This is a genomic window from Mucilaginibacter sp. (assembly GCF_039207105.1).
Taxonomy (GTDB): Bacteria; Bacteroidota; Bacteroidia; order Sphingobacteriales; family Sphingobacteriaceae; genus Mucilaginibacter.
This window is the reverse complement of record NZ_JBCECK010000089.1, coordinates 1-21,882: the sequence shown is the minus strand read 5'-3', so window position 1 is coordinate 21,882 and position 21,882 is coordinate 1. Positions and strand designations below refer to the sequence as shown.

Sequence of the window (21,882 nt, the reverse complement as noted above, 5' to 3'; positions counted from 1 at the left end):
TATTAACAGATAACATATATAACTATTTGTAAAATAACCTATTATAATTTTTAAATCATTAAAGCAGAATTTTATTTGGTTGGCCACCCCCTATTTACCCCAAAAAGTAGGTATAAAATACTTCATATGGTATACTTACTTTATATAAAACAAATAAATAACTGTTATATACATAGTTATAATAATTTAAAAAATTATATTTGGTGATATTTTCAACCAAATAAATGGGAAGTTAGGCCGATAATAGGTCGCAATACCAAAAACCTGCGGGCTTTTGATCTGCAGGTGAAACACAGGAGTCGTTAGAGTTTTTAGGTGCCTGGTACTCCTTAAATATCTTCACTCCGGTTTTGTAGGCTATCTCCTTTTTGAAGATTGGACCTTTAAATGCAAACGTATGAAACTCCCCGTTCTCGCCACATACGTCGACATCATCGGGTAAAGCGTTTATCAATTCAGGGCTTATCTCCTTGCCAACTATTCGCTCTAACCGTGCCTGAGTACAGGCTATCACCGTACCGAATCCCAGTTTAAAAAACTCGTTGATCACTGCATTAGTGTCTCGTTTCCATAAAGGATAAATCCCCTGCAGCCCCACTTCATTGAGGCGTTCATCACGGTAGCTCCTGAGATCCTCCAAAAATATATCACCAAAAACGGCATGGGTAATACCTTCGTTCTTAAATTGGGTTAAATGATAACGCATGGCGTCGTCATACTCCGTCATCGCGGGCATTTCAGGCAGGCGTATCTGGTACAGCGGTATTCCTATACTTTCGGCCTGTTTAATTAATAATTCTGTGCGAACGCCGTGCATTGATATCCTGTCGGCAGTATCGTTAATAGTCGTTACCAGGTATTTGATCTCTAATTCGGCATTTAAAAGGCAGTGGTACAAGGCAAGGGCGCTGTCTTTTCCACCGCTCCAGTTGAATATACAATTAGTTGGCATTAGCTTCAGATGTTGCAGTTTTAGCTAAGAGAGTTTAGTTTTTCAGTAATTCATTTACCAGGGCCGGCAATCCGACAGTTGCTTTTTCTCGTATTTTAATAAGCGGCCCATTAACCCTTACTTCTGGTATTTTGGGGTCGATGATATATTTGGGCACTTCCCGACCTACATAGCTAATTAAACCGGCAGCGGGATAAACGGCCAAAGAGGATCCCACGAGCATAAATATATCTGAGTCGGCACATATGCGGGCAGCAGGTTCAATCATCGGTACATCCTCTCCAAACCACACTACATGAGCCCTTAAAGGCGAACCTAACTCGCATACCTCGCCCATTCTTAGTTCCCAACCATCAATCGGATAAGTAAGCCTTGGGTCAATACTTGACTGGGAACGCGTGATTATTCCGTGCAAATGCACCACATTGGTTGAGCCTGCACGTTCGTGCAGGTCATCAATGTTTTGGGTAATAACAGTAACGTCGTATTTTTCTTCCAGTTGAGCCAACGCATAATGAGCAGCATTAGGTTTAGCTTCCAGTACAGATTTGCGGCGCGCGTTATAAAATTCCTGTACCAGGACAGGGTTGTGTTCCCAGGCTTCCGGCGTGGCAACATCCTCAATATTGTAACCTTCCCACAGACCATCACTATCCCTGAAGGTTTTTAGTCCACTTTCCGCGCTGATCCCTGCTCCAGTTAGTACTACCAGTTTTTTCATTTTTATAAATAAATTATGTGCCCATAAAAAAAGCGACCTGCTTTGGAGCAGATCGCTTTTCTATTTTATTTTTTTTCATTATAGAGCCAACTGCTTTTTTGTACGTAAAAAGGTATATTTTGTTTTGGCGAGCTCAAAACCACCAAACATCAAAATACCAAATACAAGATTACCGTATACCATGTTGTATTCAAACGGAATAGCATTCACTAATGAAGTACCGTAACCGGCTAATGTATGCGGGTACAATGTGCCTGGTAAATCGGTTAATAACCAATGTATCAACACGGATACAACAGAAGCCAAGACTACGTTCAATACGTTTACTTTTTTCACTAAAGTACCCACTAAAACCATTAAACCAAATGCTAAATAAGTCCATTCGGCGCCGCTATACCATAAAGTTAGTTTGGAAAAATACAAATAACCCAAAATGATATCTGTTGTAAATAAAGTAAGCAACACGGTTAAATAACCTTTCCACTTACTGGTGAAGTATGCGCCTCCGAAAATAGCAATAGCACCTACCGGGTTAAAATTGCTCAACTCTTTATATTCGAAAGCCAGCAGTCTGAAAGCGGCAGCTATCACGATCATCAGTATCAGTACGATGTTGCGTGTTGTATTATCCTTTGAAGTCATGATCAAAAATTTATGCAGTAAAAATACTTATAAATGTATTAAATATAAAAACATTACTTTTTAACAAAAGCAATAGCTCCCGGAGTAATACCAGTGGTTAAAGAATATTCTTTTTTACCCGTTTTATCAAAGGCGAAAACTTCTCCGTTTGATTTATAATCTTTAGCATCAGTAACAAACAACTCCCCTGTTTCTTCATCTATTTTAAGCCCAAATGGGGTGGTTACCACTGTTCCATCACTTATAAAACTTGCCTTTTCTAAAGTTTCTGTCTTTACATTAAAAACCTGAATTTTATTGTCGGCGGTAACAAAATAGGCAAAATCACCCGATGTAATTATTGGTGTACCATAAGCTGCGGATAAATCACTTTGTTGTTTTACTGCATCCGTGGCTGTATTGATGATGGTTAATGATGGTAACACTTTATCAAAATCGCCCATTGAAATTACATATACATCACCATATTTATCGGCAGCTATGCTAACCGGATTTAAGGCAACGGTTATCTTCTTGGTTTCGGTTAAAGTATTCAAATCAACAACTGATACCGTTTTATCCGGATTACCAAAATCTAAACCACCTGAATTGGCAACATACAGCTTATCATTAGCAACAACCAATTGCTCCGGGTTCCGGCCAACTTTTATGTATTTAGTCACGGTAAGCGATGCAGTGTCAAGCACGGCTACCGTACCATCATAGGAGGTTATCAGCGCCATATTTTTATAAAATGCTACCGAACGTGGCTGGCGGGCAACTGTGTTATCAAAGAAATCAAGCTTTTTAATTGACTTTGCAGTTTTAGCGTCAGCAACTTCAACCGTGCTGGATACGTTTACAACGATGTACATTTTTGAGCCGTATATCTTAATATCGTTACCCGTATCGCCTAATCCCCGGCCGTTGATGGTTTTAAATTGATCAGGTACAAGCTTCTTACTTGCATAGTCATAATACGTCAAGGTGCTGTTGTTAGCATTAAACGCGCCCTGATTTAATATATAAATACCAGCCTTGTTGGTTAATGGATCAATCGGCTTATCATCGTTCGGATTGATTTTATCTTTGTGACATGACGCAAGCGACGATATAGCTGCCACGCCAATGAATAAATTTTTAAGTTTTAACTGTTTCATATCTGTAATTTTAAATTTTTATTTGAATTGAAAGCCGGTATGAACGGCCGGGCAAAGGGAAACTCCTGATAACCGCATAGTTGGCATTAAACAGGTTGTTTACTTCGACAGAAGCTGTTACCTGTTTACTTTTAATCAGAAAATTGTAAACCGCTGATGCATCACTTACCGAATATCCCGATAGCAAGTTTTCAGGTAAATTTTCACCGCTGTAATATCTTGACGACGAAAGTATCTGGTTGTAATAAATACCAAATCGCTGATGATCGATGCCGGCGTTAATAGCCACAGTATGTTTAGGCGAATAAGGAATTTGTTCGAGGTAAACGGAACTTGCAGGATCTGACACGTCAATTGCTTTTTGAAAGCTGTAATTCGCAGTCAATAAAGCCCGCCAGTTATTGCTAAGTTTAGATTGTGTTTTTATACTTACATCTATACCTTTAACGTCAACCTTGCCTAAATTACTAATAGATGATATATAGGGATTTTGATTAGGGATAGACAGTATTTTATCCGTTACATTATTATAGTATGCATCGGCAGTAAATGTAATATAATCAAGCCATGAGTTCAGGCTTTTGGTATAGGTGGCGCCCAAATCATACTGTTTGGCAAATTCAGGTTTAAGGTCACGCACCTGTATAGCGAAATAGTAGAATTCATCAAAAGTTGGATAACGGAACGAGTTTTTATAAAATGCCCTTAACTGAAAATTTGAATTATTAAATGGTTTAAAGGTAGCCATTAACGCAGGCGAGTATACATTACGCGAAGCGGATGATTTACCTGTTTTAACCGATTCGCTGATATTACTATTGAGCAGGCTTCCCTGAAAACGCCATTTACCTGCAACCAAATTTGATGCTATCGCGTTCAATAAAGTACTTCTTGACGGACAAGCATAATTTGCAACATTGGCATCCAAGTGAGTATAAGCAAAGTCGGCAGCATAAGAAACCTCCCAGTTACTCAAAATGTGATAAGCCAGCGTTGCCGATTGATAAACTTCCTTCTGCGTGTATTTATAGTTTAACCCACCCTGATTGTTTAAAAAATCAGGATCAGTGTAGTGAGTGTATAATCTTGATAATTTGGTGTTTAACAGCAGGTGTAAGCTATTAGTCCATAAGTGCTCATAACCTGCCTGCACATATATATCCCGGTTCTGCACACGTTGCTTGGAGTAAGGATTGTAAAACACAACCGCACCGGGCAATCCCCTGTTTGAGTTGTAATAGTTTACATGCAGGTTAAACTGGTTACTGTCAGATTTTGTCCAATACAGCGCAGCATCAGCCTGTTGAGCCTTAATATCTCCGTTTCGCCGCGTGGCCAAAGTATCCGAACCATCACCGTTTACTTTATACTTATACTGACCGTCGGCCTTTTCAAGATATGAATTGACAACTGCCGACCAGTTTTTACTAATTCGCTGCTGCCATTGGATATATGGATTAATGAGTCCGAATGAGCCACCTTTAATCCCCACAAGCACCTGATAAGGCTTCTCTGCGTTTAGTGAGGGCCTTATAGTTTTGATGGATAACACGCTCGCCGAGGCAAATGCACGGGCCGGCGCGCATATATTATCCGGCTGCCCATTGTAAAGCGTTATTGATTGTACATTGTTTAAATTAAGTCTGCCTAAATCTATTTGCCCGTTTTGCGCATCATTTAACTGTACACCATCGTAAAATATACCAGTATGATTAGCACCAAGACTACGCACCAGCACTGTTTTTACGCCACCAATACCCCCGTAGTCCTTAATGTTAACACCAGCGAAATTTCTGATAGCATCCGCGACTGTGAACGCACTGTTGCGTGTAAAATCAATAGCTGATACCTGTTGGGCCGGGGTAATAGTTTGTATTTGTGGTATGGTTGATGTGGAAATGGTTACTTCATTAAGTTTTTTTGCCGTGTCTGTTTGTGCCGATGCTTTATTAGACAATGTAACCTGCAACATAAAAATCACAGCCCCCAGGGCCGAAGCAGGTAAAAGCTTATAAACACAATGTAAATTTTTTTTCATGTTGTTGCACGCAAAGCATCACCGCACATGCAGAAACAGAGTAATTTGAAATGAAAACACACTAATAGAAGAGTATTTACATTCAAGCCTCAATCCCCGAAAGCTATGAATAATGTGTAGTGCTACGGCAGGTATTCTGACTTGCTCCCCACGTTGTTCTGCCTTCCCATCTGCCTGAACAGATAGTGACAATAAGAGTGAACAATGGTTAAAGAGCTTACAGCTGCGGGACAGTTACGGAATTTCACCATATTCCCTTTTAATTCGTTTCAGTAATTACTGAATGAAACCTAAAGCACAGCAAAAGTAGGATAAGTATTAACAACCACAAACTACAATTATTATATTTATGCCTGATGAAACTATATTTTACCTGTTTATTATTACTAATGAGCATGTGCAGTTTGGCACAACAACCTGATACTTCTTTTTTAAAGGATCTTTTACAAAATCACCCGGAACTGTTTAGTGGCATATTAAACCACCCGACGCATAACGAAGTACAAATATTATACACACAAATCGATCGGGATAAAAACAACATACCTCATTTTAAATCATACAGTTACCGGCTTAATGCAAAGCATTATTTTTATCCGGCAAGTACGGTTAAATTGCCTACAGCCATTTTCGCGCTTGAAAAACTGAACGAGCTGCATGTAAACGGACTCACAAAAAAGTCGGTGATGATCACCGACAGCGCTTTTGCGGGACAAACCAAAGTTAAGACCGATACTTCATCGCGCAGTGGTTTGCCCAGCATAGAGAATTACATCAAAAAGATATTGCTGGTAAGCGATAATGATGCTTTTAACCGCCTGTATGAGTTTGTTGGCCGCAAAGAGATTAACCAAAAACTAAAGAAATATCAGCTGAACAATACCAGGATAGTTGGCAGGCTGGCCATTGGTGATGCAGGGGAAAGTACGCGGCATACCAACCCTGTCGACTTTTTTAATAACGGCAAACCAATTTATCATAAACCGGCGCTGTATGATAATAACGATTATCCCATGCAACTGGAGAACCTGATACAAGGCAAAGCTTACATGGATAGCAGCGACAGATTAGTTAATAAACCCTTTGACTTCAGCAACAAAAATGTTTATTCTATTGCCGACCAACAGCAAGTATTAAAGCGGTTGCTTTTCCCCGAAGCATTTCCAAAAGAGCAGCGTTATTACTTAACACCGGCCGATTATAGTTTTATTTATCACTACATGAGCATGTTCCCGACGGAAAATAAAAAACCAACCTATAACCGGCCTGAATATTTCCCTGCATATTGCAAGTTCTTGTTTTATGGCGGCGATAGTACCGCAACCATTGACCCGGATATACGGATATTTAATAAGGTGGGCGACAGCTATGGATATGATATTGACAATGCCTATATAGTCGATTTTAAAAACAAGGTAGAGTTTATGGTCACGGCCGTAGTGCAATCAAACGAAGATGGAATTTACAATGACAACAAATATGAGTACGCCACCGTTTGCCTGCCATTTTTAAAAAATCTGGGCCGAATGCTTTACCAATATGAACTTAAACGACCCAAAAAGCACCTCCCAGATTTAACTAAATTTAAATTTAGTTACAGTATGGTTAAATAAAGTTCAATTAGCAAAAACTTAGCGCGTTAAAAGCTGTTTAAATTTTAAACCTATTTAAACATGCTATGGCAACTACAATAATAAAATATACTGATAATTACCCTGTACTTTACGGGGATGACCGAATAAATTTGAACTGGCCCGAGCGTTACACATCTATTGTTGGAGGTGTAAAGCTTGGCTTTTCGGGTTTTAAACACATTTTTTCTAATCCCTTTGCCAGTGTACTTAAAATTGGGGCCGGCGGGTATTTGCTAAACCGTGGCATCACCGGTCATTGCGAGCTATATAAACGCATTGGCAAACTATCTACCAACCCGGTTAATGTAAATATCCGGTCTTCATTTACGGTAAATAAGCCCAGGCATAAAGTTTATAGCTTTTGGCGTAAACTCGACAATTTGCCGCTTTTCATGAAACACCTGGAAAGTGTTGAAATGATTGACGCCCAATATTCTTACTGGGTTTTAAAATTACCTTCGGGCATGGCTAATGTAAGCTGGCACGCCGAAATAGTAAGAGATGAACCGGATGAAATGATTGGCTGGAGCTCCCTGCCCGATTCCATGATCAATAATGCTGGCAAAGTACGCTTTCAGGATGCCTTAGATGGTAAAGGAACTATTGTTGATGTGGTGATCAGTTATCAGCCACCTGCCGGTGGTTTAGGGGCTGGTATAGCGCAGGTACTAAACCCGGTATTTAAAAAAATGGTTGATAAAGACGTGCAGAATTTTAAACAGTATATGGATATAGATAACGATCCTGAAGATTATGCTCCTACAGTCATTATAATTGAGTAATCGCCATTACTATTAATTACCCGCATAACAAAAAAGGCCGCAAATTGCGGCCTTTTTCATAAAACGCTGAGCGTTTCGTATTATTTTACTGCATCAATGATGGCTTTAAAAGCATCAGGGTGATTCATTGCTAAATCAGCCAGTACTTTACGGTTTAAACCGATCTCTTTTGCTGCTAATTTACCTATTAACTGAGAGTAAGAAATTCCGTGCTGACGGGCACCAGCGTTAATACGCTGAATCCATAAAGCTCTAAACTCTCTTTTTTTGGTTTTACGGTCACGGTAAGCGTACTGTAAACCTTTTTCAACTGTGTTTTTTGCAATGGTGTAAACCTTGCTTCTTGAACCCCAATAACCTTTGGCGAGGTTCATGATCCTTTTCCTGCGTCTTCTCGACGCTACTGCGTTAACTGAACGTGGCATCTTGTTTGATTTTGGTAGTGAGTGCCTGTATTTATAACAGAACTTAAAACTCTAATACCTGGTTAAAAAAATTGTGAATTACTTTCCGATACAAAGCATACGTTTAACGTTACCCATGTCGGCATCAGATACTAAGCTGGTGTGACCAAGTGCACGTTTACGTTTAGTCGACATCTTGGTTAAGATGTGGCTTTTGTATGCGTTTTTTCTTGCGATTTTACCGGTTCCAGTAAGCTTAAAACGCTTTTTGGCACTGGAATTGGTTTTCATTTTTGGCATAACTATTTATTTATTTAGATGTTAGATAGGAGATTTCAGATGTGAGGTTAAATTACCTCTGGGTCATCTGAAGCCCATATTTCACGTTTATTTTTATTTAAATATTGGATATAAGCCTAAGCCCATATCCAACATCCATATCTATTTTTTAGCTGCTTTAGGAGCCAGGGTTAAAAACATCCTTTTTCCCTCAAGTTTAGGTAATTGCTCTACCTTACCAACTTCTTCAAGCGCTTGTGCAAAACGTAGCAGTAATATTTCACCCTGCTCTTTGTACACAATGGCACGACCTTTAAAGTGCACGTAGGCTCTTACCTTTTCGCCGGCTTCCAAAAACTTAATAGCATGCTTTAATTTAAATTCAAAGTCATGATCATCAGTATTTGGTCCAAAACGGATCTCCTTAATAACCGTTTGCTTGGCATTGCTCTTGATCTCTTTCAGCTTTTTCTTTTGTTCGTAAATGAACTTGTTATAGTCCGTTACTTTACAAACCGGTGGAACCGCGTTCGGAGATATTTCAACCAGGTCCAATTCCTGCTCCTGGGCAATAGCCAGTGCATCTCTTAAAGAGTAAACTCCTTGTTCAACGTTATCGCCTACTAAACGAACTTCCTGAGCTCTAATGAATTGATTAATGTTGTGTTCAGCTTCTTTTTTCTTAAAAGGAAGCCTTGGTCCTCTATTGAAAGGTTTGTTTAATGCCAAGTTATACTTTTATTTCTTTAGTTATTTGTTCTTTAAAATCTTCTATGCTCATGCTCCCTAAGTCACCCTGACCGTGCTTTCTGACAGAAACCATGCCTTCGGCAGCTTCTTTCTCACCTACGATCAACATATAAGGGATCTTTTTGACTTCAGCATCGCGTATCTTCCGCCCTATTTTCTCGTCTCTGAAATCAATTAGCCCGCAAATATCGGAATCTTTTAACATATCAGAAAGTTTTTTTGCATATTCTTCATATTTTTCTGATATAGGCAGGATAACAAACTGCTCTGGCGATAACCACAGCGGGAAATTACCCGCACAATGCTCAATCAATACAGCAATAAAACGTTCCATCGAGCCAAATGGAGCCCTGTGAATCATTACCGGGCGGTGTTTTTGGTTGTCGCTACCAGTATATTCCAGTTCAAAACGTTCAGGCAGGTTATAATCTACCTGAATGGTACCCAGCTGCCATTTACGGCCAAGGGCATCTTTCACCATAAAGTCAAGCTTAGGGCCATAAAACGCGGCCTCGCCAAGCTCAGTTACAGTACGTAAACCTTTTTCTTCTGCCGCTTCAATGATCGCAGATTCTGCCAAAGCCCAGTTTTCATCGGTACCAATATATTTTGCCTTGTTTTCAGGGTCACGCAGGGAAATCTGAGCAGTATAGTCCTCAAAGCCAAGAGCTTTAAACACATATAACACCAGGTCAATCACCTTCATGAACTCCTCTTTTACCTGATCGGGGCGGCAAAACAAGTGCGCGTCATCCTGAGTAAAGCCACGTACACGGGTTAAGCCATGCAGCTCGCCGCTTTGCTCATAACGGTAAACAGTACCAAACTCAGCTAAACGAACCGGAAGGTCTTTGTATGAACGTGGTTTAGTTTTATATATCTCGCAGTGGTGCGGGCAGTTCATTGGTTTTAAAAAGAACTCCTCACCCTCTTGCGGGGTTTTTATTGGCTGAAATGAATCGGCACCATATTTTTCATAGTGACCAGAAGTTACATACAGGTTTTTATGCCCAATATGCGGGGTGATCACCTGCTCATACCCTGCCCTAACCTGTGCTTTTTGTAAAAAGCTGGTTAAGCGCTCACGCAGTGCGGTACCTTTTGGTAACCATAAAGGCAGGCCCATACCCACTTTTTCAGAAAAGGCAAACAATTCCAGTTCTTTACCCAGTTTACGGTGATCACGCTTTTTAGCTTCTTCGATCATGTGCAGGTAATCAGTTAATTCACTTGCCTTAGGGAAAGTAACGCCGTAAATACGGGTAAGCTGCTTGCGTGTTTCGTCTCCGCGCCAGTATGCACCGGCTAAGCTCATCAGTTTTACAGCTTTTATAAAACCTGTATTAGGGATATGTGGCCCGCGGCACAGGTCGGTAAAATTACCTTGAGTGTAAAAAGTGATAGCGCCATCTGGCAGATCTTTGATCAGGTCAAGCTTGTACTCATCGCCTTTTTCGGTAAAATATTCAATAGCATCAGCTTTGCTTACCGGTTTGCGGATAAATTCTTCCTTGGTTTTGGCCAGCTCCACCATTTTATCCTCTATCTGTTTAAACTCATCAGAAGATAAAACCTTGTCACCAAAATCAACATCGTAATAAAAGCCGGTTTCAATAGCCGGGCCTATACCGAATTTTGTACCTGGATACAGGGCTTCCAGTGCCTCGGCCATTAGGTGAGCCGATGAGTGCCAGAAGGTTGACTTGCCTGAAGCATCATTCCAGGTTAATAATTTAACATGCGAATCCTTTTCAATGGGGCGGCTGGCATCCCAAACCTCGCCATCAACTTCGGCTGCTAATACATTTCTTGCTAATCCTTCGGAGATCGACTGCGCGATCTGCATGGAAGTGATTCCTTTATCGTACTGACGAACGGAACCATCAGGGAGTGTAATACTAATCATCTACAACTATGATTTAAATTTTTATAAAATTACGTTTTTCAATCACCTACAAAGTGATCTTTTATATTTCGTTCGAAATTACAATTTTATTTTGATTTTGTTCTCCCGCTTTGAATTTCAGCAGACTGCAAGAACTTTTTAAAATTAAATTTTAACAAATTTTAACCCTAAAATGAGTCGAAAAAGCATCAAAATCGACCAAAAAACTCGGAAATAAGCTCAAATTTCTCAATTATAAATCGTTTTAAGCTACTTTTTAAAGGTTTAAAAAGTTTTAAGTACCTAATAGTCAGCATGTAAAAGAGGTGCATGGTGATTTTTAGATGTTACCCGGTTAACAAAACAGCCCGGTTCTCTTAAATCAGAGAACCGGGCTGTTGGTTGATATAAAGATACGAAATTTTAATGAGCTATAACTTCTTAAACTTTAAAAGTATCAGCACTCAGGGTAACATCGCCAATTGCGCCGGATAAGGCATTAAAAAGCTCCATATCGGTTTTCTTATCCGGTAAGCCATCTGCTAACATACCCGGAATACCAACTGTTTTGATCACCTCTGCAAAACCTCCGGGCGAAAACACGGTGATTGTTTTGGTGGGAATTTGCCCTGTCGCCGCTAAAGCGTGCGGTTTACCTTTAGGAATAGTGTATCCCTGCCCCGGTTTCAGCACAATGGTACCCGTATCGGTAATGATAGATAGTTCACCTTCAATAACATATTCTGTTTCCGCGTATTGATGATGAATATGTGGTGGAGTTTTAGATCCGGGTTGCGCTACGCCTTCAATAAAATCATATTGTCCGTTTGTATCATTGCAGTCGGCTATAATGTTGCGGTGAATGCCAAGTAACCAAAAGTTATTTTCCATAGATTTTTTTATTGCAAAAATCGGCTGGTTAAACAATGGTTTAAATCCCTGAATTGGGTTAAGGTATCACCAATTTAGGGGATATATTTTGATAGCGGGTGGTTATTTATCCTGAGGAACGAAGGATCTATTTCTAAACTTTGCATGCTGTGAATAGATTCTTCGTTCCTCAGAATGACAAAAAATGGTGGAAGCTTAATTAATCCCGGTTCAGAGAAAATCCGAAATCGAACATCTCAATTCTCCAATCAAAACCTACACATTTCCCCAGCCCAGGGCCAGCACATCGGCCAAGTGCATGGTTTGTATGGGCAGACTATTTTTGTCGATATAGCCTTGCAGGTGCAGCAGGCAGGATGCATCAGTCGAGATGATGTACTCCGCTCCTGCCGCCAGCGCGTTATCAACCTTTTGCTGGGCCATAGCGCTCGATATACCATCAAACTTAACGGCAAAGGTGCCACCAAAGCCGCAGCAGGTTTCGTTATCTTTTAGTTCAAGTAGTTCTAAGCCTAATACTTTAGATAGCAGCTGGCGCGGCTCATCTTTAATTTTGCATTCGCGCAAGCCCGAGCAGCTGTCATGGTAAACGGCTTTACCGTCCAGCTCAGCGCCAAAGTAATCGAATTGGAGAATGTTCACCAAAAAGTCCGACAGTTCATAGATATTGCCCTGTATACTGCGGCATTTATTGTGAACGGCCGTATTGGTAAACAGATCATTATAGTAGTTTTTAACCATTCCTGTGCAAGATGCAGATGGGGTTACGATCACGCTATCGTCCGAAAAATCGTTCAGAAATTTGTTACCCACCGCTTTGGCATCGTCCCAGAAACCCGCGTTAAAAGCAGGCTGACCGCAGCAGGTTTGGTTAGGGTTAAAACTAACCTTACAGCCCGCTTTCTCCAACACTTTGATAGTGTTAAAAGCGGTATCGGGAAACAATTGGTCAATAAAACAGGGTACAAACAACTCGATCTTCATCTCTTACACAAAATTATACGGCGCTAAAATCCTTATTTTTCTTAAACTTTTTTCCGGCTGATAGCAAAGAAAGCAATAATATTAATCCAACAATGAAAAAGATGGCCAATACGAGTACAGAATTGCGTGGGCTGCCGGTTAATTCCTCAAAAAAGCCAAAACTGAACACCCCGCCTACTATCGCCAATTTTTCGGTCACATCATAAAAACTAAAGAACGATGCTGTATCCGGAATGTTTTCGGGCAGGTATTTAGAGTACGTTGATCTGGACATGGATTGTATACCGCCCATTACCAAGCCAACCACAGCAGCTACAATATAAAACTGGGTGCTGGTAGTGGTTAAATAAGCCGCCGCGCAAACCAGTATCCAAATAATTACTACCATGATAAGCACTTTTACATTGCCGTATTTGCCTGACAGGCGCGACATGATATTAGCACCTGCAATGGCCACCAGCTGTATAATTAAAATGGTGGTAATAAGCGCCGCGGTAGGCATATGCAACTCTTTTGCCGCAAAGCCTGTAGCTACCAGCATAATGGTTTGTACCCCCATTGAGTAAAAGAAAAAGGCCGGTAAAAACCTTTTTAGCAGCGGCATATTTTTAACCTGCTGCCAAACTTTTCCTAACTCTATAAAACCGCCTTTAATTATATTATGGTCATGCTTTTGCGCGTTAGGGCTGCCTTTTGGTAACACCGTGAACGGGATCAGCGCAAAGCCCATCCACCACAAACCTACCAGCAAAAATGATAAACGTGCCGGGAAGGTTTTATCAACTATACCAAATAGTTCGGGTTTTAGTACAAACACAAAGCAAATGAGTTGCAGCAGTACGCTGCCTATGTAACCATAGGTAAAACCCTTAGCGCTCACGCTGTCCTGCATATCAGTGGTCGCTATTTCAGGCAGGTACGAGTTGTAAAAAACAAAGCCCCCACTGTAGCCTATTGCCGCCAGTGCAAAGGCTATGATGCCGAGCTCAATGCTATCGGCCTTAAAAAAATAAAGGGTACAGCATGATATGGCGCCAATGGCCGTAAAAAATTGCATGAATATTTTTTTGTTGCCCCGATAATCAGCAATAGACGATAGTATAGGCAGCAACAAAACAATAACCAGGTAAGCAGCCGATAAGGCATAATCAGAAAGCGCCGTATTAACAAAGCTTTTACCAAAAAATGTTACCCTGCCGCCATTAGTTGCTGTAGTGGTTATGGCCACATAATAAGCCGGGAATATGGTTGAAGTGATAACAAGGTTATAAGCCGAGTTGGCCCAGTCGAACATAGCCCAGGCCCTGATGGTTTTCTTATTGTTTTTAGATTCCATGAAGCGATAAAAGTATACAAATTTTAGAGTTTTGTAAACAAGGGAATTAGAACAGTTAAGAATCAAGATGTAAGAGGCAAGAATCCAAGACATGGAGAATTAGAGTCAAGATATAAGAGTCAGGAATCAAGATCCAAACCGTTTTATACTCAGTGTTATTAAACGATATAAATTCCCCTCTAAATCTCCCCAATGTGGGAGAATACAAAAGGATTTTAAAGCCCTCTCCTTTGTAGAGGGTTGGGTGAGGCATTAACATTGGTTTAATTTTTGAGGCATTTCATCTTTTAATTTATACGGATAGTGCATTTAAAAACGTTTTTTACCAATAAGGGTTAAAATAAGCTTATTTGGATAACCTGCCCAATGAATATACTATGAATGAAACCGGCAAAACAATAAAAAGAAAGCTGACAGACAATAACGACGCGAAAACACTGCTTTTAAAAGCAAACATTGCCCACGGCGGCCACTCATTAGATACTATTAAAACGATGCGTTATTCGGCCATGATCATGGGTGTAAAAGCGGAATCGTATATTGACGTGAACAATCAAAAACTAAGGATAGAGCTTTGGGATAATGATAATCTGGTTTCTGTTGAGCAATTGGACGGCAATAATAGCTGGCGATGGCTGCAAGGCAAAAAGGCTCCAATACCCCCTAACCGCATAGCGGAGATGAAAAGTACATTTTACTCGGGCTTGCTGGGTTTGCGCAAGCCTGCCTTAAACCAAATGCAGGTGCTCAATATGCAAAAACTGAAAAATAACACCTACTCGGTATTGGGCAGGCTAAACGGCAACGATTATATTTTTGCTATTAACAGCCAGAACCTGCTGGTAGCCGAAGCCAACAAAACATCAGGCAGAACATCGGTATCGGCCTTAGCCGATCTGCGTTTGGTACAGGGCGTCATGATTCCCTTTAAGGAAACGGTAACCACCGGGTTTAAAAAACTGGTTATTGAGTATAATGATTTTGAGATTAACCCCAGGATTGATAACAATAAGTGGGATGCTCCTGAAGAGTAATACCTGATGAAAAGGCAGCTGTTTATCGACTCACCCCGACATCGCTACGCTTGTCGACCCTCTCTTCAGCTTCGCTGTAAAGAGGGTTAAAAATTTTGTCGAGCGTAGCGTGGCAATCGTATACTTTGCAGGGGGGATCATCTGCACAGTTCGCGATTGCTTCATCGTCCTCCTGGCAATGACAAATTTTCACCAACCCTCTTTGCGGCAAAGCCGAAGAGAGGGTGGTCCAGCGAAGCGCAGACCGGGTGAGTCTTTTGCAAGCCATACAAACCAAACATTATCTCTTTTGATAGCACGCTCCTACCGGTGTACAATATTAACTGTGTGTTAATTAGCACAATTAATCAAACAACATAGGCCAAATACAGGTTAAAGAAAAAAATCCTGACCTATGAAATGGTTTATTATCGCTTTAATTGCCTGCACTATTGGCATCAACAATCCTTCGGCAGCGCAAACCAAGACGCTTAACGGCGTTTATGCCGGTATACAGCTTACACTAAGCGCTATGATGGGCGGCGGCATGAATCGGCAGGACTATGTGATACTTTTCAGGCCGGACGGTACCCTGACTGACAAAATGGATAAGCCCGACTGGCGAACAGCTGTAACAGCGCATTACCAGATTGTAGGCCAGCAGCTTACTGTTACTTATCCAAAAGGAAATAAAGATAAATATACCATCAGGAGTGATGGCCTGCTTGACGGAGGCGGTTATGTACTCAGCAAACTGGACGGCAGCACCGTGCCAACTGGTTATTACAAGTTTTCGAGCGCCAGCAGCGCGGGCGGTATGGGTACCGGGATGATATTTGTAGGTACAGCGCATGATGCCGGTTTAAATTTTGATGGCAAAGGGCATTTCAGCAGCAGTAAGTCATCGGCTACAGCGGTTATAGGCGAGAGTATTGGCGGCGGCGGCAGTAAAAAAGGTGGTGGTTTCGGTACTTACAAAATAAACGATGGTCAGCTTACCCTAACCTTTAGCGATGGTCATGTTGAACAGCATACCTTTTTTTGCCGCATACAGGATAAAAAGCCTATGGCAGCTATTGACGGCGACCTTTATTTTATGGATGACGGTGAAGATGATAAACCTGCAAAAAGTACGGCTAAGACAAAGACCAATACCGGCAATAATACTGTTGCCACTAATCATACCGACAACACCGTATCAACAACTCCCGACAATAACAGTAATAGTAATGCAACTGATGGCAAGGCCTTGCTGTTAAAAGCTAATGAGCTGCATGGCGGTACTAAGTTAGACGCGGTTAAAACGGTTAAGTTTTCGGCCACGATCATGGGGCTCAAAGCAGTTTCGCTTATTGATGTAAACGCTGGTAAGGTACGGATAGAACTTTGGAAAAATGGCAAGCTGGCATCTGTTGAGCAACTGGAAGGTGATGGCGGCTGGCAATGGCAAAATGGCCATAAAAACGCCTTACCGGCCAACCGGGCCGCCGAAATGAAAAATTCGTTTTATTCAGGCATAATGGGTTTGCGTAAAAGTATTATTGATGGCATGCAGGTAGTGAACATTAAAAAAATAAATAACAACATCACATCGGTGATGTGTAAGTATAACGGTAGCGAATACATTTTCGCGTTTAATAATCAGGGACAGCTTGTTTTGGATGGTTCAAAATCAAGTACAAGCCCGCAAGCCACTGTATCTGCCCTAACAGATCTGCGGGATGTACAGGGTGTGATGATCCCCTTTCATGAAGTACTCAGTACTGGTGCCCAAAAAATGGTGATCCAGTACGATAATTTTGAGATCAATCCAGTGATCGATAATAGCAGTTGGGATACTCCATCTGGTGTGTAAGCAATACCACCTACATTAAGTGTTTGTTAATTAAAATATTTTATCAAACAACATGGACGGATATAGGTTTAAGGAAAAAATCCTGACCTATGAAATTTTTTATCATCGCCTTAATTGCTTTTACCTTTGGTGTTTATTATCCTGCAAAAGCTCAAATTAAAAGCCTTAATGGTGTTTATGCCGGTTGTGAGTTTTCGCCGAGCCCTATTATTGGCGGTGGTACGAGTCGCCGGGATATTGTGGTCTTGTTTAGGTCCGATGGTACTTTTAATGACTACATGGGTGCTGCCGACTGGAAAACAAGGGTAAGCGGCAAGTATACCATAAATGGTTCTAAGGTTACCTTAAATTATGCTAAGGGTTCTTCGCAATACACCATCAAAAGCGAAACCGCATTATATGGCTACGGTTATGATATGTTTAAACTACAGGGCGAAGTTATCCCTCCTGGCTATTATAAGTTTACGAGAGCTATGGGCGGCGGTGGCGGCGCATCGGCTATGGTGTATGTTGGCGCGTTAAATACCGGCGGATTAAATTTTGATGGAAACGGTCATTTCAGCAATTCCAGGTCATCAGCTGTTTTAATATCCGGAGCTAATGTTGGCGGTGGCAGCAGCAGCGGTGATAGCGGCAGCGGCACTTATAAAATAAAGGATGGCCTGCTTACCTTAACCTTTGCTAATGGCAAAACAGAGATGCACAGCTTCTTTAGCGATAAGCCAGGCACCAAAAGCGCGATGGCTGTGGTGGATGGCAGCGTATATTTCCTCGATAATAAAAGCACTGCTGCTAACACATCTGCCGCCAAAGCTAAACCTACTGCTACTACAAGTAGCCAGAACAACATCCAGGCAACATCGCAACCGGCCAATGCCACAGATGGCATGAGTTTACTCATAAAAGCCAATAACGTGCATGGTGGCGATAAGCTCGATAATTTGAAGACAGCCAAGCTAACTGCTTCCGTAATGGGCATGAAGGCAGTAGAATTTATTGATTTAGCCAATAACAAGGTCCGTGTAGAGTTATGGAAAAACGGCAAGCTCAATTCCGTTCAACAAACCGAGGGAGATAATGGCTGGCAATGGGCAAACGGAAGTAAAAGCACTTTATCTCCGGACAAGATAGCTGAAACCAAAAGCACGCTGTATGCAGGTGTACTGGGTTTACGCAAACCGGTATTGGATAACATGCAGATATTGAACATTCAAAAAGCCGCGAGCAATAATATATACACGGTTCAATGCAAGCTTAACGGCAATACTTATGTTTTTGCGCTAAATGATCAAAATCAACTGGTTGCTTATGGCTATAATGTAGCCGGTAAAACATCAACCTCGGTACTGACAGATATGCGGCCGGTTCAGGGTATTACTCTTCCCTTTCATGAAGTATCAACTTCGGGTCAACAAAAACTCAATATTCAATATGATAACATAGAACTTAATCCTGTTTTCGATGATAGCAGTTGGAAGGTACCCACAGGTAATTAGCACTAACAAAAAAATCCCCGGCAAATTGAACCTGCCGGGGATTTTTTTAGATAAAGGCGAACCGCTTATTTGCCATTCCATTTTTGTTGCAATAGCTTCATAAAGTAACCTCCTACCACACTGCGGGCCTGGAAACCTACCTGTTTACCGTTGGTAGTTTCGTGCCAGTCGCTTAATGGTACACGGGTTGGTGTTGATGTAGCATATTTATAAACCGGGTTGGCCAAAGCCTCAAAATCAGCCCTGTCTTTGGCTAAGGTAGCTGTCCAGATGATCCAGTCACTTTTAGTATAAGTTTTACGGCTGTCCAAAGGTATTCCGTATTCATTTTGTTTGGTCAGGTAATATTTCACCTCGCGGTCATAAACCGATTGCGGAAATAAGTTCAATCCTAATACTTTATCCCAAATGATGTTGTACTTCTGGCTCCAGGTATCTTTTTTATCAAACACCAGCGAGTAATGATCACCCGCATCTGCCATTTGCATCCATTTGCTCACCATATCTTTAGCCATAGCTTTGTATTTGGAGGCAACATCTTTCTGACCCATTAATTCGGCCAAATGTGCATAGCAACCAATACCTACAATTGCCTTTGCCGATAAGTTGGCATTACGCGCCAGGTGACCGGCAAAGTCGTCGGTACAAAGCTGGTTGGCCGGGTCTAAGCCCTCTTTGGCTAAATAGTTTGTCCAGGTAGTTAAAATTTTCCAGTGTTTTTTGGCGTAGGCTGGGTTATTGCCGTTTGCCCTTACTATAGCAGCGGTTAGCGCCAGCATATTGCCCGATTCTTCAACAGGCATACCTTCGCCATAAGTTTGGCCGTTTGCCAATGGGTAAGTACCCAGATCATGCGCCGCGAAATCATGTGCGAATTTGCCGCTTTCGCTGAAGTAGAATATACCGTTCAGCATACCTTCCATCAGCTCAGGGTTATATAAAAGAAATAATGGTGCTGATGGATAAGTAACGTCAACCGTGTTAATAGATCCGTTGCTGAAGTTTTCTTTTGACAGGAACAAAGTTTCGCCTTTAGGGCTTTTTACCAATATGTGTGCTGCAATAGCCTGACGGTAAGCCAGCACGCATAATTTAGCATAATCGGTACCACCTGCATTCAGGGCATCTTTATACATGGATGTATTGAAGGCCGCGCACTTTTTCAATACTACAGGGTAATCAACCGTGGCTTTGGCCAGTAATTGATCCATAGTTTGCAGCTGCGCGGTTTGCCACCACGGTTTTAAGTTGGTATGGAAATATTGAACCGGGGTAATATCATCATAACCCAGCTCAACAAATTTTTCAACCGCTGTTTGGCCTACGTTGCCGAAAGGTATCACCGTATTTAAAACCAGGTTGTTACCCTCGCTGGCGGTGGATTTGTTGCTGCCGCTGAAAAATGAATCAACAGATTCTTTTGCAGTGCTTACAAATTGTGAAGCCTTGGTTGTTTTAGGCACAGCCACATACATGTAGCCCCAGTCAATACGTACGTCATCACCCTTTTTTTGTAGGATGGGCTGCGCTACGGTACCGGCTTTTAATATTGATAAGGTTTGGGTATTATATTGTTTGGTAGTAACAGCCTGATCAGGAGTATTACGGGCCACATCAGTAGCCGCGCTGAAAAACACCTTCACGTCATGCTGTTTACCATCATTTGATCTCACTTTATAGCTGATGTATGATACCGGTCTTGATAAAAGGGCCAGATCGCTCATTAATAGTGGTGAGGTAAAAGTAAGCTGCAAATCTGCACTACCACATTTAAAGTTGTAAACGGTTTGAGTAGCATTCAAGGTAACATTGGTTTGCTTTGCCAGTTCAACAGCGGCATGATCGGTGGGTTTTAACTCATCGGCCAAGCCGGCATCAAGCCATGCGCCGCCGCCTGTATTGGTACAATGCAGGGCCAGCACGTTTTCGCCTTTTTTAAGTTTACTGATGGCAGCATCGGAAAGGCTAAAGTATTGAAGATCGCCGTTGGCTCCGCTTTGTTCGCTTATTTTTTCGCCGTTAAGGTAAACTTCCGCTTCATCATCATGGTGCAGTTTCAGTGCCAGTTTGTTAAAATTAAGCTCATTAATGGTGAACGTTCTGCGTACCCAGATATCCCTGCTTGTCCATAAGGTTTTAGCAGCGGCTTTGTCGTTACTGAACGGAGCGGCACCGGTTTTCCAGCTGTTGTCGTCAAATTTTTCATCAGCCCAGTTTTTACCAGGATCAGCTTCGGTGTATTTAACTGAGTATGGGGTTTCATTAGCTGCCGGGAGTACGGTTTTATACTCAACAGCTTCTTTGCCCATAAAACGGTAAACGGTGCCATCAACTTTTATTAAACCCAACAGGGATTGATCTTTTCCCGTCCAGTGGTGAGTGGTTGATTGGTTCAGCTCGTCAGAAAAAGACCAGATGCTGAAATAAGGATTGTGTGTAATAAGCGGGTAGGCAGGCGCTTTAGTTGCCTGGGCCCGGGCCAAAAGGCCGCTAAACGCCATGCAAACAATTAATGGAAACCTTTTCATGTGTTATAAGTGGTTAATACAATTTGGAGTTGTAAATATTGTATTTTCTTGTTTAAAACTTATATGCTTTTACAAAAAGCGTCAATTTGACGATTAATTGATACGATATGTAGAAGCTGGGGACGTGCGGATGTGGAGATATGTAAATGTGCGGGCTATCCTACATTAACTACTCAAAGCAAATTTTACAGCAGCTTTGGAATGTATCAGCGTGGTATCAAACGAAGGCATGCTGGTATCGTTTTCTTTGATCAATAGCGGAATTTCCGTGCAACCCAATATCACCCCTTCTGCTCCCTGCTCTGAAAGCTTATCCATAATGGCCAGGTAGCGGGCTTTAGTTTCGGGTTTGAATATGCCTTTGCCTAATTCGTCGGCTACCGTTTTGTGAATAAACTCGCGGTCTTCATCGTCCGGAATGATGGTGCTGATGCCTTGTTCTGCTAATTTGTTTTTAAAAAAATCGCGCTCCATCGTAAACTTTGTACCCAATAAGCCTACTGTTTTTAAGCCCTTGCTTTCAATTTCCTTTGCTGTTTCTGTAGCGATATGT

19 protein-coding genes and 1 riboswitch are annotated in these 21,882 nt (G+C 41.5%); of the genes, 5 read left to right on the top strand and 14 right to left on the bottom strand.

The window, feature by feature from the left end:
- Positions 1-232: 232 nt before the first annotated feature.
- From AAGC65_RS16925 to AAGC65_RS16905, 5 genes are all read right to left on the bottom strand, one after another.
- Positions 233-952, bottom strand: a complete 720-nt coding sequence (locus tag AAGC65_RS16925) for a diphthine--ammonia ligase (protein WP_343113645.1) — start codon at positions 950-952, stop codon at positions 233-235.
- Positions 953-986: 34 nt separating this feature from the next.
- A complete protein-coding gene (locus AAGC65_RS16920) occupies positions 987-1,673 on the bottom strand; it encodes a Sir2 family NAD-dependent protein deacetylase (RefSeq protein ID WP_343113644.1) in 687 nt (228 codons plus the stop codon).
- Positions 1,674-1,751: 78 nt separating this feature from the next.
- Positions 1,752-2,315 carry a DUF6580 family putative transport protein gene (locus AAGC65_RS16915; RefSeq protein WP_343113643.1) on the bottom strand — a complete coding sequence of 188 codons (564 nt, stop codon included), beginning with the start codon at positions 2,313-2,315 and terminating at the stop codon, positions 1,752-1,754.
- Between the two features lie 53 nt (positions 2,316-2,368).
- A complete protein-coding gene (locus AAGC65_RS16910) occupies positions 2,369-3,454 on the bottom strand; it encodes a YncE family protein (RefSeq protein WP_343113642.1) in 1,086 nt (361 codons plus the stop codon).
- A 10-nt stretch (positions 3,455-3,464) separates the two neighbouring features.
- A complete protein-coding gene (locus AAGC65_RS16905; protein ID WP_343113641.1) occupies positions 3,465-5,492 on the bottom strand; it encodes a TonB-dependent receptor domain-containing protein in 2,028 nt (675 codons plus the stop codon).
- Positions 5,493-5,600: 108 nt separating this feature from the next.
- A riboswitch (cobalamin riboswitch) is annotated at positions 5,601-5,801 on the bottom strand.
- Between the two features lie 47 nt (positions 5,802-5,848).
- Here AAGC65_RS16905 and AAGC65_RS16900 point away from each other — a divergent pair.
- Positions 5,849-7,105: a serine hydrolase gene (locus AAGC65_RS16900; protein WP_343113640.1), complete on the top strand. Its 1,257-nt coding sequence runs from the start codon at positions 5,849-5,851 to the stop codon at positions 7,103-7,105.
- Positions 7,106-7,170: 65 nt separating this feature from the next.
- Entirely contained in the window at positions 7,171-7,908 is a 738-nt protein-coding gene (locus tag AAGC65_RS16895; protein ID WP_343113639.1) for an SRPBCC family protein, read from the top strand.
- Positions 7,909-7,988: 80 nt separating this feature from the next.
- Here AAGC65_RS16895 and rplT read toward each other — a convergent pair whose 3' ends face one another.
- The 7 genes from rplT to AAGC65_RS16860 all read right to left on the bottom strand — a co-directional run bounded on the left by rplT (position 7,989) and on the right by AAGC65_RS16860 (position 14,437).
- Complete coding sequence (gene rplT, locus AAGC65_RS16890) at positions 7,989-8,333, bottom strand: 50S ribosomal protein L20 (RefSeq protein ID WP_310097646.1); 345 nt, start codon at positions 8,331-8,333, stop codon at positions 7,989-7,991.
- A gap of 78 nt (positions 8,334-8,411) precedes the next feature.
- Positions 8,412-8,612 carry a 50S ribosomal protein L35 gene (gene rpmI, locus AAGC65_RS16885; protein ID WP_022829872.1) on the bottom strand — a complete coding sequence of 67 codons (201 nt, stop codon included), beginning with the start codon at positions 8,610-8,612 and terminating at the stop codon, positions 8,412-8,414.
- 141 nt (positions 8,613-8,753) lie between these two features.
- Positions 8,754-9,320, bottom strand: coding sequence for a translation initiation factor IF-3 (gene infC / locus AAGC65_RS16880; RefSeq protein WP_090525629.1), 567 nt, complete (start codon positions 9,318-9,320; stop codon positions 8,754-8,756).
- 1 nt (position 9,321) lies between these two features.
- Positions 9,322-11,247 (bottom strand): threonine--tRNA ligase, encoded by a 1,926-nt coding sequence (gene thrS, locus AAGC65_RS16875; protein ID WP_343113638.1) that lies wholly within the window; start codon positions 11,245-11,247, stop codon positions 9,322-9,324.
- Between the two features lie 420 nt (positions 11,248-11,667).
- Positions 11,668-12,117, bottom strand: coding sequence for a cupin domain-containing protein (locus AAGC65_RS16870; protein WP_343113637.1), 450 nt, complete (start codon positions 12,115-12,117; stop codon positions 11,668-11,670).
- A 255-nt stretch (positions 12,118-12,372) separates the two neighbouring features.
- Positions 12,373-13,101, bottom strand: coding sequence for a (Fe-S)-binding protein (locus AAGC65_RS16865; protein ID WP_343113636.1), 729 nt, complete (start codon positions 13,099-13,101; stop codon positions 12,373-12,375).
- A gap of 13 nt (positions 13,102-13,114) precedes the next feature.
- On the bottom strand, positions 13,115-14,437 hold the full coding sequence (locus AAGC65_RS16860) for an MFS transporter (RefSeq protein ID WP_343113635.1): 1,323 nt from the start codon (positions 14,435-14,437) through the stop codon (positions 13,115-13,117).
- A gap of 377 nt (positions 14,438-14,814) precedes the next feature.
- Here AAGC65_RS16860 and AAGC65_RS16855 point away from each other — a divergent pair, with 377 nt between their 5' ends.
- The 3 genes from AAGC65_RS16855 (at position 14,815) to AAGC65_RS16845 (ending at position 18,801) form a co-directional block, all read left to right on the top strand.
- Complete coding sequence (locus tag AAGC65_RS16855; RefSeq protein ID WP_343113634.1) at positions 14,815-15,471, top strand: hypothetical protein; 657 nt, start codon at positions 14,815-14,817, stop codon at positions 15,469-15,471.
- A 394-nt stretch (positions 15,472-15,865) separates the two neighbouring features.
- Positions 15,866-17,305, top strand: a complete 1,440-nt coding sequence (locus AAGC65_RS16850; RefSeq protein ID WP_343113633.1) for a hypothetical protein — start codon at positions 15,866-15,868, stop codon at positions 17,303-17,305.
- Between the two features lie 89 nt (positions 17,306-17,394).
- Positions 17,395-18,801 (top strand): hypothetical protein, encoded by a 1,407-nt coding sequence (locus AAGC65_RS16845; RefSeq protein WP_343113632.1) that lies wholly within the window; start codon positions 17,395-17,397, stop codon positions 18,799-18,801.
- Between the two features lie 65 nt (positions 18,802-18,866).
- Here AAGC65_RS16845 and AAGC65_RS16840 read toward each other — a convergent pair whose 3' ends face one another.
- Positions 18,867-21,329, bottom strand: a complete 2,463-nt coding sequence (locus AAGC65_RS16840) for a glutaminase domain-containing protein (protein ID WP_343113631.1) — start codon at positions 21,327-21,329, stop codon at positions 18,867-18,869.
- Between the two features lie 165 nt (positions 21,330-21,494).
- Positions 21,495-21,882, bottom strand: a 388-nt coding sequence (locus AAGC65_RS16835) for an amino acid racemase (RefSeq protein WP_343113630.1), incomplete at its 5' end; no start/stop codon positions are given.